Annotated in this window: 18 protein-coding genes and 1 pseudogene; 7 read left to right on the top strand and 12 right to left on the bottom strand. The window is 35.6% G+C overall.

Going from position 1 to position 15,459, the window contains the following annotated elements:
* Positions 1-6 precede the first annotated feature (6 nt).
* On the bottom strand, positions 7-1,239 hold the full coding sequence (argJ, locus tag KHA94_RS01310) for a bifunctional ornithine acetyltransferase/N-acetylglutamate synthase (RefSeq protein ID WP_213100362.1): 1,233 nt from the start codon (positions 1,237-1,239) through the stop codon (positions 7-9).
* 13 nt (positions 1,240-1,252) lie between these two features.
* Positions 1,253-2,284: an N-acetyl-gamma-glutamyl-phosphate reductase gene (argC, locus tag KHA94_RS01305; protein ID WP_213100361.1), complete on the bottom strand. Its 1,032-nt coding sequence runs from the start codon at positions 2,282-2,284 to the stop codon at positions 1,253-1,255.
* 240 nt (positions 2,285-2,524) lie between these two features.
* Between argC and KHA94_RS01300 the strand changes: the two genes are divergently transcribed.
* Positions 2,525-3,217, top strand: a complete 693-nt coding sequence (locus KHA94_RS01300) for a Crp/Fnr family transcriptional regulator (RefSeq protein WP_213100360.1) — start codon at positions 2,525-2,527, stop codon at positions 3,215-3,217.
* 151 nt (positions 3,218-3,368) lie between these two features.
* On the opposite strand, the gene KHA94_RS01295 is transcribed toward KHA94_RS01300, so the two are convergent.
* From KHA94_RS01295 to KHA94_RS01285, 3 genes are all read right to left on the bottom strand, one after another.
* Positions 3,369-4,085 carry a YwiC-like family protein gene (locus KHA94_RS01295; RefSeq protein WP_213100359.1) on the bottom strand — a complete coding sequence of 239 codons (717 nt, stop codon included), beginning with the start codon at positions 4,083-4,085 and terminating at the stop codon, positions 3,369-3,371.
* Positions 4,086-4,203: 118 nt separating this feature from the next.
* Positions 4,204-4,734, bottom strand: coding sequence for a molybdopterin-guanine dinucleotide biosynthesis protein B (gene mobB / locus KHA94_RS01290; protein ID WP_213100358.1), 531 nt, complete (start codon positions 4,732-4,734; stop codon positions 4,204-4,206).
* Positions 4,728-5,993: a molybdopterin molybdotransferase MoeA gene (locus KHA94_RS01285; protein WP_213100357.1), complete on the bottom strand. Its 1,266-nt coding sequence runs from the start codon at positions 5,991-5,993 to the stop codon at positions 4,728-4,730. The genes mobB and KHA94_RS01285 overlap by 7 nt, the downstream gene beginning before the upstream one ends.
* Before the next feature lie 205 nt (positions 5,994-6,198).
* Between KHA94_RS01285 and KHA94_RS01280 the strand changes: the two genes are divergently transcribed.
* Entirely contained in the window at positions 6,199-6,822 is a 624-nt protein-coding gene (locus KHA94_RS01280; RefSeq protein WP_249365262.1) for a DUF542 domain-containing protein, read from the top strand.
* 593 nt (positions 6,823-7,415) lie between these two features.
* Here KHA94_RS01280 and moaA read toward each other — a convergent pair.
* The 5 genes and pseudogenes from moaA to KHA94_RS01255 all read right to left on the bottom strand — a co-directional run bounded on the left by moaA (position 7,416) and on the right by KHA94_RS01255 (position 11,246).
* Complete coding sequence (gene moaA, locus KHA94_RS01275) at positions 7,416-8,432, bottom strand: GTP 3',8-cyclase MoaA (RefSeq protein ID WP_213100356.1); 1,017 nt, start codon at positions 8,430-8,432, stop codon at positions 7,416-7,418.
* 150 nt (positions 8,433-8,582) lie between these two features.
* Positions 8,583-9,341: pseudogene (locus KHA94_RS01270) on the bottom strand (SPASM domain-containing protein); the annotation flags it as partial.
* A gap of 324 nt (positions 9,342-9,665) precedes the next feature.
* Positions 9,666-10,004: a DsrE family protein gene (locus KHA94_RS01265; protein WP_213100355.1), complete on the bottom strand. Its 339-nt coding sequence runs from the start codon at positions 10,002-10,004 to the stop codon at positions 9,666-9,668.
* Positions 10,005-10,017: 13 nt separating this feature from the next.
* Positions 10,018-10,299 (bottom strand): metal-sulfur cluster assembly factor, encoded by a 282-nt coding sequence (locus KHA94_RS01260; RefSeq protein ID WP_249365340.1) that lies wholly within the window; start codon positions 10,297-10,299, stop codon positions 10,018-10,020.
* A 179-nt stretch (positions 10,300-10,478) separates the two neighbouring features.
* Entirely contained in the window at positions 10,479-11,246 is a 768-nt protein-coding gene (locus tag KHA94_RS01255; protein ID WP_213100353.1) for an alpha/beta fold hydrolase, read from the bottom strand.
* A 246-nt stretch (positions 11,247-11,492) separates the two neighbouring features.
* Here KHA94_RS01255 and KHA94_RS01250 point away from each other — a divergent pair, with 246 nt between their 5' ends.
* Genes KHA94_RS01250 through KHA94_RS01240 form a run of 3 tightly spaced genes read left to right on the top strand, consistent with a single transcriptional unit; the run spans position 11,493 to position 12,782 of the window.
* Entirely contained in the window at positions 11,493-12,308 is an 816-nt protein-coding gene (locus KHA94_RS01250; RefSeq protein WP_249365261.1) for a Cof-type HAD-IIB family hydrolase, read from the top strand.
* A gap of 8 nt (positions 12,309-12,316) precedes the next feature.
* Complete coding sequence (locus KHA94_RS01245) at positions 12,317-12,580, top strand: hypothetical protein (RefSeq protein WP_213101329.1); 264 nt, start codon at positions 12,317-12,319, stop codon at positions 12,578-12,580.
* A 1-nt stretch (position 12,581) separates the two neighbouring features.
* Positions 12,582-12,782: a DUF3813 domain-containing protein gene (locus KHA94_RS01240; protein WP_213100352.1), complete on the top strand. Its 201-nt coding sequence runs from the start codon at positions 12,582-12,584 to the stop codon at positions 12,780-12,782.
* Positions 12,783-12,822: 40 nt separating this feature from the next.
* On the opposite strand, the gene KHA94_RS01235 is transcribed toward KHA94_RS01240, so the two are convergent.
* Both KHA94_RS01235 and KHA94_RS01230 read right to left on the bottom strand, forming a co-directional pair.
* On the bottom strand, positions 12,823-13,224 hold the full coding sequence (locus KHA94_RS01235) for an intracellular proteinase inhibitor (protein ID WP_213100351.1): 402 nt from the start codon (positions 13,222-13,224) through the stop codon (positions 12,823-12,825).
* A gap of 19 nt (positions 13,225-13,243) precedes the next feature.
* Positions 13,244-14,074, bottom strand: coding sequence for a YitT family protein (locus KHA94_RS01230; RefSeq protein WP_213100350.1), 831 nt, complete (start codon positions 14,072-14,074; stop codon positions 13,244-13,246).
* Between the two features lie 115 nt (positions 14,075-14,189).
* Here KHA94_RS01230 and KHA94_RS01225 point away from each other — a divergent pair, with 115 nt between their 5' ends.
* Both KHA94_RS01225 and KHA94_RS01220 read left to right on the top strand, forming a co-directional pair.
* Positions 14,190-15,047 carry a DegV family protein gene (locus tag KHA94_RS01225; RefSeq protein ID WP_213100349.1) on the top strand — a complete coding sequence of 286 codons (858 nt, stop codon included), beginning with the start codon at positions 14,190-14,192 and terminating at the stop codon, positions 15,045-15,047.
* A gap of 107 nt (positions 15,048-15,154) precedes the next feature.
* Complete coding sequence (locus KHA94_RS01220; RefSeq protein ID WP_213100348.1) at positions 15,155-15,286, top strand: DUF3941 domain-containing protein; 132 nt, start codon at positions 15,155-15,157, stop codon at positions 15,284-15,286.
* Positions 15,287-15,459 lie beyond the last annotated feature (173 nt).

Below are 15,459 nucleotides of genomic sequence, written 5' to 3'. Positions count from 1 at the left end.
TCCTCCTTAAGTTCGATAACTTGCGTTAATTTTCACATAATCATACGATAGGTCACATCCCCATGCTTTCCCATTCCCTTTGCCATTTTTTAAGTCTACAAAAATATGAATTGTTTTATTTTTTAAATACTCACTAGCCAGTTCCTCTGAAAAGGTTTGAGGTTCACTATTTTTTAGCATTACAATAGGACCGATAGCAATATCTACAGAACTAGGATTAATATTGACACTCGATTGGCCTATTGCTCCTATGATTCTCCCCCAGTTGGCATCCTCACCGTAAATCGCTGTTTTGACAAGATTTGAACCCACAATTTGCTTAGCTACCTTTCTTGCATCTAAATCCGTTTCAGCACCTATAACCTCAACCTCAATTAACTTCGTTGCACCCTCGCCATCTTTCGCAATTTGCTGTGCTAGACTTTCACAGCTTTGTGTCAGCAATTGCAAGAATACACCCCAATCTGGATGATCAGGTGTAAGAGATGTATTTCCGCTTAAACCATTAGCCATAACTAGAACCATATCATTTGTTGATGTATCGCCGTCAACTGTAATTTGATTAAATGTTGTATCTGTCACTTCCCTAAGTGCAGCTAAAAGGTGATTACTTTCAATATTTGCGTCAGTAGTGATAAATCCAAGCATAGTTGCCATGTTCGGGTGGATCATACCGGACCCTTTTGCCGCCCCACCCATAACAACTGATTTGCCGTCTATTATTGCTGAATAACAGCAATTTTTCATCACTAAATCAGTTGTTAAAATAGCTGTTTGAAAGGCATCCGCGTGAGTAGAGTCATTAACAGGCTGAAAATTCCGAATTCCTGAGTCGATCTTTTCCATTGCTAAATATTCTCCTATGACACCTGTAGATGCTACAGCAACAAAATGTTCAGGCAAATCAAACTTTTCCGCCGTCCAATTTCTCATCTGGAATGCATCTCTAATACCACGCTCTCCCGTACATGCATTGGCACAAGCACTATTCACTACTAGTGCTTGGATCATTTCCTCTATTGCAATGCTTTCTTGTGTCACTATTAATGGTGCTGCTTGAAACTGACTCGTAGTATAAACAGCACCGCAATTTGCTGGAACATCACTAATAATAATTCCTAAATCTTTTTTCGAATATCTTAAACCTGCATGAACGCCGTCAGTTTTATAACCTTTGGGTGTAATGATACTTCCTCCTGCAATTTCATTAATTAACCCAGTTTGGGATAGTGCTTGCATTATTCGTTCCTCCTTATGGATACATTGGGACAAAATCTAGTCCTGTTTCATCATTAAAGCCACACATAATGTTTGCATTTTGTACAGCCTGGCCTGCTGCACCCTTCATCAAATTATCAATGACTGATATAATTGTTAGCCTGCCTGTTCTCGGATCAGCATGAAGACCAATATCACAATAATTCGAACCAGCAACCTCTTTTACAGATGGAAAGCTGTTTTCAGGACGAATCCTAACAAATGGATGTCCGTTATAGATTTCTTTATATAGCTCGAGTAACTGATGAGTAGTATAAGCTGTTAATAATTGAGAATAGCTAGTAGTCATAATTCCTCTCGTAATAGGCAATAGATGTGTTGTAAATGTTATTGGTTTTATTTCTTTATTCCATAACAGAAGCTGCTTCTCAATTTCTGGTGTATGCTGATGTTCATTTACTTTATAGGCTCTGAAGTTCTCATTCGCCTCTGAAAAACTAGTATTTCTTGATAAAGATCTTCCAGCACCAGAAACACCTGATTTCGCATCAATTATGATGCTTGCTGGGTCAATCAAATTTTCTTTCACTACGGGTGCAAGACTTAATAATGCTGATGTTGGATAACATCCTGGATTAGCAATCAACGATGACCTTTTAATTTCTTCCTTATACCATTCTGACAGCCCATAAACTGCCTTGACAGTCAAGTCTTCATTGACAGGTTCATGTTTGTACCATTGCAAATACGTATCAGGAGGTAATCTTAAATCTCCTGATAAATCAATTACTTTTATATCTTTATTAGCGAAATCTGCTGCTAGCTTCCCGGAAATTCCCGATGGTGTTGCAAGAAAAACGATGTCCGATTGTTCCGCAATTTTTTCTGAGTTGATGCTTTGCAATTTTTCGTCCAATACATCATAGAGGTGTGGATATTCCTTCCAAATGGGAAGGTCTTCTTTCGTTGAATGAATTGATTGAATTTCAAATTCAGGATGTCTATATAAAATACGCAGTAATTCCGCTCCTCCATATCCAGTTGTTCCAATTATTGAAACCTTCATAGCTATTCCCTTCATCCCCCTTTTGCATATTTAATCATTTAAATTTATATTTATAAATTTGTATTTCCCTTATTATAGAAAGTTAGAAAGATAAAATCAACTGTTTTTTCTTGAAGTTTTACATCTTTACAATATAATAGTAGTATTATCTTAGTATTTATTTATTTACACTTATATAATTGAATTATAGAAGTTCGTTTTCCCACGGACAGAAACTACGGGAAAAGGTGGTTATTTTCTATGCAGTCTTTTGCTGAGCTTTCAGAAGAACTGAAAGAAATATTAATGATGGCTCATCATAAAAGAAAAATAATAAAAGGAACATTTCTCTTTCAAGAGGGTATGAATGCAAATGAGCTTTTCATTGTGGAAAGTGGATTAATCCAAGTTAGTAAAATTGTCCCTGATGGCCGCGAGCTCACGTTAAGAATGTGCTCAAAAGGTGATTTAATTGGGGAATTATCGCTTTTTTGTCTTTCACCTAAGTATATGATGAATGCTAAAGTAATGGAAAGTGGAGAAGTTTCGGTTATTTTTCAAGACGAACTTGAGGAAAAGCTTGAGCAAAATCATCAACTTGCACTTGAATTAATGAAATGGATCAGTCTTCAATACCGTAAAACACAAACAAAATTTAGAGATCTTGTTCTTCATGGAAAAAAAGGGGCGCTATACTCAACCTTAATACGTCTTGCTAATAGCTATGGAGAATTATCAAAGGAAGGAATAATAATTAAAGTACCTTTAACCAATCAAGAACTAGCCAATTTTTGCGGAACATCAAGAGAAGTAGTAAATCGAATGCTAGGTGAATTGAGGAAAATTGGGGTCCTTTCTATTGATAAAGGAATTATTACCATCCATAAGCTTTCCTACTTAAAAACTGAAATTGATTGTGAGAACTGTCCTCTTGATATTTGTAATATTGAATAGAAAGACTTAAGCGCCTTCAGAAAAATCATAGTTCCGATTGTTCCTGAGATGATTATTCTTAGAAGCTTTCCTTATGGAGCTGGCCATTTCTCGAACTCATAAACTGCATAACTTATTTTAAAGACCGCTTAGAAACTTCTAAGCGGTTTTTCTAGATAATAACGATAAGAATAACGATAAAGAAGAAAGCTGTATTAACAATTTCGAGTACTCCCAGTTTGTTCATTGTCATTGGCTTCCCATAGAATACAAATGCCCTTATCATGCTCGGAAGGAATGCAATAGCAATTTGCCACTCACCGAGTATGAGCCATGCAATAATCAAACCAATATGGTAAACCCATGATAGCCATTTATATGTTTGATTCTTTTTTTCTCTAATCATTGTTTTTACATAAAATGTACAGCCAGTAAAAAATAAGATTGAACTAAAAAAGACGATAATTGCCGATGAGTTGATTTCACCGCTTGGCAGAAAACTGCTTGCTAGTCCAGGAAGTGAGAAAGCAAAAATAGCACTTAAATCATTACCAAGTGCCCGATCTCTATTTTTCGATGAATAATAAGCATTAAGAATGAAAAAAGGTGTCATCAACAGGCCAAATATTATAATGGAGGGCCTTACCAATAATGGAATAAGTAGCACGGCTAATGCAGGAATAAAATAAATTAGCGTCCATTTTACATAAAAGGATGTTTTTTTCTTTTTAAATAATAAAAGCATAGGATAAGTAGCTAAATATAATAATAGCCATCCAATGAAAAAAGGAATATGAGCCCAGTTAAATTCAGATGCTGCAACCCCAAGCCAAAAAGGGATAATTAACATTGCCCATGCACCATGCTGTTTTGGTAAAAAAAGCTTCATTTTCATTACCTCCTTACTGAAGCTGTCTTTACTATAAACATAAATTCATATTTTTAAAGTGAAAAGCATCACAGATATTGAAAAAACCGTCAAAATTTGACGGTTCTTTGAAGAAGCTCTATTTATTTAATTGTTTCATCAAGTATTGGCAAATCCATTCTAACCCTTTATTGTCATGAAAATTGAAAAAGGAGATTGGAGAATATGTATTTTGGATTTCTTCAGCTATATTGTTCCAAGAAATAACAGCTTTAATATTTTCCAAACTTGATAAAAGAGCACGATCTTCTTTTTCCTTTATGATCACAACTTTAGGATACTCTTCAAATTTATGTCCTTCAATGATGATAAAATCAGGCTTAATAGACTCCAGAATTCTAATTTGTTCTTGTAAAGTCCAGGCCAATTTTTCGGCTTGCAACAGAAGCCTGCCATTTCCTTCAACGATAGAATATTGTGCACCTGAAGCTATATGCTGCCCTGAGTCTTTACTATCAATAATGTCCGGTTTGCCTCCATGCCCATGATGCTTGATAGTGGCAACTGCAAATCCATTTCTAGATAAACATTCAATCACTTTTTTCACTAGCGTGGTTTTTCCGCTGTTCTGGTATCCAACTATTTGAAGAATTATTGGTACCTTTACCATGGCCACTCATTTCCAGTAAAGTCTTCCAGCAATAAAACATCAACTTCTGTTCCTGCCTCGAAGCCTCTTGTACCTCCAGGTAAAATAATAAAGGAGTTAGCCCCAGCAAGACTCATCACAATATTAGATTTATCTAATCCGCTTGGAGAAACTGCCAATTTACCTTCTTTATAGGTTAAGTCACTCCTTACAAAGCGAGTAAAAGGATTTGCCTTTAAAAAGTCTTCTTCAAGAATTGCTTTTTCTTTACGAAGATGAGGCTTCTCTGTAAATAGCATTTTCCTTATAATTGGCCTGGTATAAAGTTCAAATCCAACATAACATGCGGATGGGTTTCCAGATAATCCAAATAAAAGCTTTCCATTAAATTGAGCTACAGTCGTTACACTGCCCGGTCGCATAGCCACCTTATTGAACAAAACTTCTGCCTTTATTTTTTCATAAATGGCAGGTAAGTAATCAAAGTCGCCTACAGAAACTCCACCTGTTGTAATTAACATGTCTACTTTATCAAGTGCTTGTTTAACTGCTTCATAGCAGGTTTCAAATTCATCAGGAAGCTTGCCGAAATAATGGACTTCTGCACCTGCTCTTTCAATTTGAGCAGCAATCATATGTGAATTGCTATTCCTGATTTTTCCTGGCTCTAGTGGATCTTCAACATCCAATAGCTCTGTACCCGTAGCAAAAAAACCTACTATTGGTTTCCTTGCCACTGGAACTTTTGCATAGCCGAATGTAGCAAGAATCGCTTGTATTCCAGGATTAATTTTTGTCCCTTTTCTAATGAGAACATCGCCGTCCTTAGCATCTTCCCCTCGAAATGAAACATTATCACCTGGATTAAATGGACGTTTAATTGACATAAAGCTTTTTCCGTCCTTTTCATATACCTTTGCTAACTCAAGCATGACAACTGCATCACATTCAGAAGGCATTTGAGCGCCAGTCATAATACGAACAGCTTGAAAAGCTTCTACACTCTTTGTTGTGATCAATCCTGCTCCAATATGGTCGACAACCTCGAATTCCACTGGATTTGTTTGTGACGCTGCTTTAGTATCTATCGCTCTAACAGCAAAACCATCATAGGGGGCACGATCAAAGTGTGGAACGTCATTTGTCGCAGTAATATCTTCAGACAAATATCTACCAAAACTCTTAGTTATTGAAATAAATTCTGTTTGTCCCTGTATTGAAAAGTCCATCACTCGTTTGACTGCTTCTCCTACAGGTATTGGTGTTCTTCTTTCAACCAATAGTATCAGCTCCTAAGCCTTTATCTTCTACTTTATTATATCTGTAATACATTTGATTCAACATGACAAACCTCACATCCTTTCTCTCTTCAAAGTTTTTTTAAAAAAAATAAGAAAGTGTGATGGGGGTCACCAGCTTCATATTATTAATTCTTTATGCTAAGCATGAATACAATAGAATTTTTATAAGGAGGATATTCAAAAAATGAACATGCCATTTACAGAAACATCTTTAGTTAAAGATATTATCAATGAACTACCGAAAACAAGTGATGTGTTTAAACGCTATCGAATAGATTTTTGCTGCGGCGGAAATACTCCATTAATTTCAGCAGCAACTAAGCTATCCATAAATATGAAGCAATTAATGAACGATTTAAATGATATTTACACAAAGGAAAAAAATAATAGCGATGATATGGAAGTATGGATAGACAGCAGTTCCGAAGACATTATCAATCATATCAGTGTCCATTATCATACACTTCTTCTAGATGAGCTTGCCCAATTAAGCCCTTATGTGACAAAGGTATCTAAAGTTCACGGTGCTAATCATCCAGAGTTAATAAAAGTCTATGAATTATTTAGTGTGTTTAAAAAAGAAATGATTGAGCATACATCTAAAGAAGAGGAAACTGTTTTCCCTTTGTTGAAGAAATTAGACAATCCAGAATTAGAAAATCGCGAAGAAATAGTAAATTATATAAGAGAACTCGAAAAAGAGCATGACCAAGTTGGCGAAATTTTAAGAGAGCTTAGAGAGGCAACATCTGATTATAAGCTGCTTATGGCACATATACACTTGTATATAAGCGCCTTGAAATGCTAGAAGAACAAACATTTATGCATGTACATTTGGAGAACAATATTTTATTTCCGAGATATATGTAAATACTAAAATTTTTTCATTTCCAAAATCAGCGAATTAACTTATAAAAACAGAATGGGAGAAATCGGCGAGTTTGCCGATTTCTTTTTTGCGAAATGTTTATAAAAAAAGATTTCTGTTCATTTCATTTTTAGAAAAACTTGGCGTTCGCCAAGTCTTTTTTTGGCGAATGCCTTAGTTTTTCTTATGCGATCTTATTAGCAGATATTTAATTGAAAACACACTTTACTTTAGTACGTTAATAAACTTAAACTTTCCTATTAGCTAAAGAAAACTCGCCAATTGGCGAGACTTGGAAAGGCGATGACAGAGGCGTATTTGTACTTATCGCGCTCATACATGCCACGTCCTCCCAATAGCTTCTCTTTTTGGTCGTGCGATGTTAATCGCTATCGAAGCCTTCCATGTCCTGTCCGTCGTACTTAATTCCTAAAATTGGCAACCGCATCGAAACATCTTCTACGCTGACAATTATATTTTCTTATTGTATTAAAAAAATCCCCTGCCTAGTCATTCCGCTAGACAGGGTTAAACTAACCACCTATATATGACATTTCTATCTTTTTCCGATTTCTTGCTGTTTCTTTTGTTCTTTCATCAGAGTAGCGGTCTCTCCTGCCACTCCATATGTCTTTTATGCGCTTACTTATTTCTTCGTCTGTTGCACCTTGTCTCATCAATTCTTTCATATCATGTCCTTCTCCATTAAAGAGACATGTAAAAATTTGTCCATTTGCAGATAATCTGGAGCGGGTGCAGCTTGAGCAGAATGATTCCGATACAGAAGGGATAAATCCAACATCAATATTCGTTCCTTCATATCGATAACGCTTGGCAACCTCCCCAAAATAGTCTGGTTCAACTGGATCCAATAAATAATGTTCTTTAAGTAGCTCAAATATTTCTTTTTTTGTAATAACATCATCCATCTTCCAGCCATTAGTGCTGCCGACATCCATGAACTCTATAAATCGAAGCTGAATTCCATTTTCCTTACAAAAATTAGCCATAGGAACAATTTCAGAATCGTTTAAGCCTTTTTTCACAACCATATTGATCTTTACACCAAGGCCTGCTTCTTGAGCCGCTTTGATGCCATCTAGAACAGCTTGAACTCCAACATTTCTACCGTTAATTTTACCAAACAATTCACTATTTAAGGAATCCAAACTGACATTTACTCGTAATAAACCAGCTTCCTTCAATTCCTTAGCATGCCTTGGCAGTAATACTCCATTGGTTGTTAAGCCGATATCTTTTAAACCTTGAATGTTAGAAAGTTTTTTTACTAAAATTGGCAAATCTTTTCTGAGCAAGGGTTCTCCGCCTGTAAGCCTTATCTTTTCTACACCAAGATCTACAAATATTTTGGCAAGCCGTTCAATTTCCTCATAAGTTAATAATTCACTTTTCGGTAGGAAAGCAAAATCTGGTCCAAATTTGTCTGCAGGCATGCAATAAGTACAGCGAAAATTACAGCGATCAATAACAGAAATTCGTAAATCTCTTAGAGGTCTATTTAATTGATCTTTTATGATTAATTTTTTCATTATATCAACTCCAATAAAGAGTGATCTCTTTTTCAATATTGTAGCATATGTTGTTATTAAAAATGGTATTATTCACATATTATTCTTATTCTATTTGCCGTGATAATGTCCTATCCCAATAAAGTTAATCTATAGATTTTGTTGTTATGTTTACGATGTTGCTTTCTTTCTTAAAGCTTTAGGAATATAGACACAGAATGGCTCGCCTTCCATGTAATCCCCCGTCATAGCATTGGCACGAGAGCGTGAACCTCCACAAACATGCCTAAATTCACAAACTCCACATTTTCCTTTATATTTATCCGGATTTCTTAAATCTCTAAAGATCGAGGAATCTCGATAGATTTCAGCTAATGATTGTTCTCTTATATTGCCTGCTTTTACCGGAAGCAAGCCGCTCGGATACACGTCACCAATATGAGAGATAAAGATAAAGATAAAGATAAAGACAAAGCCATTGCCTTCATTAACCCCTTTTGGTGCTCTTCCAAGCCCATCAATCGATCCTGTCAAGCCTTGTTCTGTTAATGCATCCAAATATTGAATATCCTCATTATTGCCCTTTGCTTCTCTTATTTTTTGCTGAATAACAACACGGCGATAATGCTGTGCAGCTGTGGTTTTAATATCAAAGGAAACTCTTTTGCTTAAATCATACAGCCATGTGAAAACTCTTTCATGTTCAACTGGTGAAACCATATCACTTTCTTGTCCTCTGCCTCGAAAATGGTCGTGAATTTCAGCAGTGGGTCCATCAAGACTAAAAGCCCAGCGGGAAAGCCCCACTTCCTTCGCTTTTTCAATTGCTTCTTTCGTTACATTAGGTGTTGCACTAGGGGTCATTGACACGCGAACGCCCTTTTCAACCGCATATTTTGCGATATCGAAAACATCCTCACGCATTAAAGGGCATAATATATCCTCCTTTTAGTTCCTCAGTTACCATTCAAAAACCCAAAACTAATATATTAATCATCTTGGCTGCTATTGTATTATATGGGAAATTACAAATAAAAAAAGTGAAGAATCTCACATATATGACAGATGATAATGCTAGGGGGATTATTAGAAAAACTTGGCGTTCGCCAAGTCTTTTTTGGCGAATGCCTTAGTTTTACTTATGCGATCTTATTAGCAGATATTTAATTGAACACACACTTTACTTTAGTACGTTAATAAACTTAAACTTTCCTATTAGCTAAAAAAATAACAGGAGCATATTGCTCCTGCTATTTATGATATCGTTATTACCTCATATTTAGATGCTAAATCAATAAAATGCGGCATTCCACTAATTTTTCCTGCGACTAATTTGTTCTCAATCTCATAATAATCAACACAAGTTTTGCAGGCAAACACTTCGACACCTTTTTCTTCAAGCTCTTTAAGGTGAACCGAAACAAAAGAATCCTCAGTTAAGGTAATTACTCCTCTATTCATGCAAAAAATAGCGACAGGAAGCTCTTCCCTTTGTTTTAGCAATGTAAAAAAGGTTTCAAGGACTCCTTCTCCAAGCTCCTTTTCTCCTTTGCCGAGTTGATCAGAGCTGACTAAAATCACTTTATTTTTCATTAATTTTCACCTCTTAACGAATTCCTAAAGCAATTTTTGCATAACGAGACATTCTTTCTTTCGACCATGGCGGATTCCATACAATATTTACTTCTGTTTGCTTTACTTCCGGTATATCTGCAAGAGCGGTTTTTACATTATCCACAATCGTCCCTGCTAACGGGCAGCCCATTGAAGTTAAGGTCATATCAATTGTTGTCTTTCCATCATCATCCATTTTAACATCGTATACTAAACCAAGATTCACAATATCTATACCTAATTCAGGGTCAACAACAAGCTCAAGAGCACCCATTATATTATCTTTTACTTCTTGATCCACGCTTCAACACTCCCTATGTTTGTCTACATATTGTTATCATATCAAATTTGTATCGAATTATGAATGATAGAAACCGAATAAAGTGAAACTTCCATCAGTGGGGGTCTTACTACCCGTTAATCTGCGATAAACATATGACAATATCATAAAGCTTATACGTATGTTTCAAACCATTCAATTGTCCTCATTACCCCCGCTGTACTGACTTTATGACCAGCGTTTTCTTCAGAAATAAATTTTAGACGTTCAGGCTTATCTTGATATAAAGGTCTAATGGATTCATAAAAATGATAAGTAGGCGAATAAGGTACGACTGAATCCTGCTTACCATGCCAAAAAAGCAAAGGTCTATTTCCAAGCTTTTGAGGCTGCAAGCTTAAATCCAGCTCCCGAAGCTTACTCATTAATTGTGACATTTCCTCTTCCGAGACTGGAATTTTAATCCCTTTCTTTTTCATTTCATTTATTTGCAGGTTAGCAAATTTTTCATAGTAGGGCATCCCCATTAAGCTTGTAGCTGCTTTTATCCAAGGGTATTTTGTCAAAGCACCTAAAGTAATAATTCCTCCCATTGAAGTTCCTACAATCCCTATCCTAGAAGGATCTATTAATTTTTGCTCTTCAAATGTTTGCTTTAAAATTTCAAGTTCATCAATGGTTCGAAGCACAATATCCCAAAAATAAAAATTCAATTCGTTACCAGAAAGGCCAGAGCTTCTTTCCCCATGATAAATGGCTTCTGGAAGTATCACCCTGAATCCTTTTTCTGCTAGTAAATAAGCATAGTGTAGATTAAATTCCTTTCTGCTTGTATAGCCATGTATAAAAATAATGAATGGCAGCTTTTCTTCCCATTTATTATTATCCGCTATTTGCAAAACAGGTATTTCTTTTATTTTTGCATGTTCAACAGTAATCACTTTAAAGCCTCCTAATATTAAGCAAATCTATAAATTATGTTAAGATTGATTAACATAGTAAGTTTTTTTTACAAAACATATGTATATTTGTTAACATAGTGGTAATGATACAATCTCTTGTTTCACCAATTTCCTTTTGATATGAAATCATGACTAATTCATTTTTAGTGTATCATGTGAACATTTATTTTCCTAAAACTTTACACTCCAATATAGAAAAATATGCATAAAGTAGGTGTTGGCATTATGGCAGAAAAACATTTAATTGCGCTAGACCTTGACGGAACATTATTAAGAGACGATAAAACTATATCAATCAAAACCAAAAAAGTCATACAGAAAGCAAGAGATGAAGGCCATATCGTCATGATCGCAACCGGAAGGCCTTTTCGCTCAAGTGAAATGTATTATAAGGAAATGAACCTTGATACTCCCATTGTAAATTTCAACGGAGCGTTCATTCATAACCCTAAAGATAAAAATTGGGGCGTCTATCATACTCCCCTTGAGGTTAATGTAGCTAAGGAAATCGTGGAAGCTTGCAGCTCATTCCAGTTTCATAATATTATTGCGGAAGTAATGGATGATGTGTACTTCCATTTTCAAGATAAAAAGCTGTTAGAAATATTTAAATTTGGTGATCCCAATGTAACGACTGGTGATTTACGTAATTTCTTAAATTCCTCTCCAACAAGTATGTTAATTCATACGGATGAAGAGAATATTAATTCCATTCGTGATCATCTCTCAAGCATTCACGCAGAAGTAATTGACCATCGAAGCTGGGCTGCCCCTTGGCATGTTATTGAAATTGTAAAGGCTGGTTTAAATAAAGCTGTAGGTCTTAAAAAGGCTTCCGATTATTTTAATATTCCACCTGAAAGAATCATTGCTTTTGGTGATGAGGATAATGATCTGGAAATGCTTGAATATGCCGGATTAGGAATAGCTATGGAAAATGGAATTGATCAAGTAAAAACAGTTGCTAATGAAATAACACTAACAAATGAAGAAGATGGGGTTGCCGTTTATTTAAACGAATTATTAAATTTAAAGGTGTGAAGTGCTTTATGTTTATATCATACCCAGAAAATTCCCTTTTTAAAAAAGTTGATTGGAGCATACTAACAAATGAGGCAGCAAGAATGCTGTTTCAACTTTCTTCTTTGGAGGGGATTCGATTGGGTAAAACTAATAAATCGAAACGTTTTGTGCAACAAGGTGTAGATTCTGTTACCAAGCATGCGGAACGTATCCCTTATCATATGACATACGCTGATGCCGAAGCACAAAAGCTGGCTAATGTGAAAAATTCTTCTATCGGAGGAGCCTAAAATGGGAAACAGACTATTTCAAGAAGCGAGACGATCTGTTGACCTGACCAAGACGGCTGAAGCTACTCAGCATGAAACGATGATGCTGCAAGCAAAAAATGCATTAAGTTCAGCGTACGCCAATTCAACTAGAGCTGAACAGGAACAGCTGGCTGAAATGCAACGAGAGCTTGACCAAATCTCAATCAAAAATCTTCAATAATAATGTAACTAAACAGCTGACATATAAATATCTCAGCTGTTTAGCTTCTCTCTAATATTATGGGTAAGGTATGTATCCTCTGATTTTCATTATTCTCTTCAAAAAAGTATAGGATCAATGTACCATTATTGGGAAGTTTTTCTTTAGGGATATGGATTTCCATCTCAAATTTTGACCAATTAGGGAAACTCGGCTCAACCTTTTTCTTAGTTGCTGGAATTAACTCATCATGGCCATCCTCAACGACATAAAAAAATTCTCCTTTTTTAAGACGGAATTCACCTGTTATTTTATACTTCATATTTTCTTTCCTTACCTTTACCATTCGAAACACTTCATTGTCCTGAAGCCTCTCGTTCGATTCAATTGGGTTCATCAAGATCCCAGTGTAATAATGGGACGCGCTAATTACTAATATGAACGCCATTAAAACTTGAAGCATAGACATCCCTCCAAGATCATTAATCCTTACGGAATAAACCGAAAACCCCGACTGTTTGCACAATATTAGTAAAAGCATTTGGATCTATTTCTTTAATTATTCTTTCTAGATCAAATAATTCATATCGCGTGATAACTACCATCATCATCTCCTTATTCTCATTTGTAAAAGAGCCTTTTGCAGGCATAATAGTAATTCCTCTTATTAGCTTTTCATGAATTGCCTTTTTCATTTCCTCTGTTTTTTTCGTAACGATCATAGCTGTCAGTTTCACATGCCTTGTATGAATCGTATCAATGACCCTTGTAGAGGCGTATAACGTAACAATTGTATACAATGCCTTTTCCCATCCATATAGTGCTCCAGCAGTAATAATAATGATGGAATTGAGTGTGAAAAAATATGTTCCAATGGACTTATCAGTCATTCGAGATAAAACCATGGCAATTATGTCCATTCCACCGGTTGAAGCTCCCCATTTTAAAGTTAACCCAACACCAACTGCAGCAATCACTCCCCCAAAAACTGCATTTAGCAAAATATCATGTGAGAATTGCCTAATTGGGATTACTTCCAAAAAGAATGATGTTGATAATACACTAATAAAGCTATAAAGAGTAAAAGATTTTCCGACTTTTTTCCAGCCTAAAATTGTAACAGGTATATTCAATATTAAAAGCAAAACACCTGTAGAGACATGCCCCCCAAATATATTTGAAAGCAATTGGGCAACTCCAGTGAATCCACTTGCATAAACATTTGCTGGGATTAAGAAATAATTCATTGAAATTGCACCTAATAGTGCACCAATTAATACGATCCCTATTTTTTTTGCACATAACCAATACATTTTTATCTCCTATCTAACTTAATAGTATTTACCCAAATTTGGAATTTTCATTGTCTTTTCTACCTATTTTCTATAAACTTAAAGAATATATAGTTTTGAAAGCAGGTGAATATGTATGTCAGTTAAAATATTGGCAGACAGTGCATGTGATTTACCACTACATTTTTTTAAAGAAAATGATGTCACATTATTTCCATTAAAGGTCCACTTAGATGATACAGAATATGAAGACTTAGTAACGATAGATCCAAAAAAAGTGTATCAGGCTATTCGAGAGGGAAAAGTTCCGAAAACTTCTCAAGCCTCTCCCCTCGCCTTTGAAGAAGCTTTTACGAATATGGCAAAAAATAATGAAGATGGAATTTATATTGCGTTTTCCTCTGAATTGTCAGGAACCTATCAAACAGCTGTTATGATGCTTGACCAAGTAAAAGAAAAATATCCAAACTTCAATCTAACCATTATTGATACAAAATGTGCTTCACTTGGTTTTGGTTTAATTGTCCAAGAAGCGGCTAAATTAGCAAAAGAAGATGCTTCCAAAGAGGACATATTAGCTGAAATTAAATTCCGCTGTGAGCACATGGAGCATTTATTCACTGTCCATGATCTTGATTACCTTGCTAAAGGCGGACGTGTTTCCAAGGCGTCTGCATTTTTGGGCGGACTGCTAAACATTAAGCCTCTATTAAATGTTGAGGATGGAAAGCTTGTTCCAATTGAAAAACATCGAGGCAAAAAGAAACTCCTTCGACGAATTATTGAAATAATGAAAGAAAGAGGAGATTCCTTTGAAAGTCAAATCATTGGAATCAGCCACGCTGACGATGAAGAAACAGCACTAGAAATGAAAGAACTAATCATTCAGGAATTAAACGCCAAAAATTTCTTTATTTCTTCCATTGGTGCTACCATTGGTTCACACACAGGCTCTGGAACGATAGCTATTTTCTTTTTAAATAAAGTAAAATAATAGATCCTAGACCGCATACTCCTTTTCATTTTGACAGACAATAACATAGGCCAAACTCATTAAGTTGAGATTGAACGACTATAGAAATGGAAAGGAGTCTTTATATTATGTCCCAAACTACTGATAATGATAAAAAAGCCAAGGATAATAATGCCTTTCGTCATGAAAAGAACATGATGCGCGAAAAAAACAGGAAGGCAGGAAAAAACCAGTATTCAAAAACGACAGATCATATATAAAAGCGCAAGCGCCTTCGGACAATTAAAGGACAATTAAAGGACAATTGTTCCTGCGATGATTACGCTGCCGTAACCTTCATTGTGGAGCTAGACATTTCTCTAATTCGAGAAAAATTTACTTGTTTTTAAATAGAAAAACGAGCAAGCAGGTGCAGTTCACCACCCGCTTGCTC

Source organism: Cytobacillus citreus (genome assembly GCF_018343665.1).
Taxonomy (GTDB): Bacteria; Bacillota; Bacilli; order Bacillales; family Cytobacillaceae; genus Cytobacillus; species Cytobacillus citreus.
Note: the sequence above shows the minus strand (reverse complement) of the source record. Positions and strands in the feature narration are given on the sequence as shown.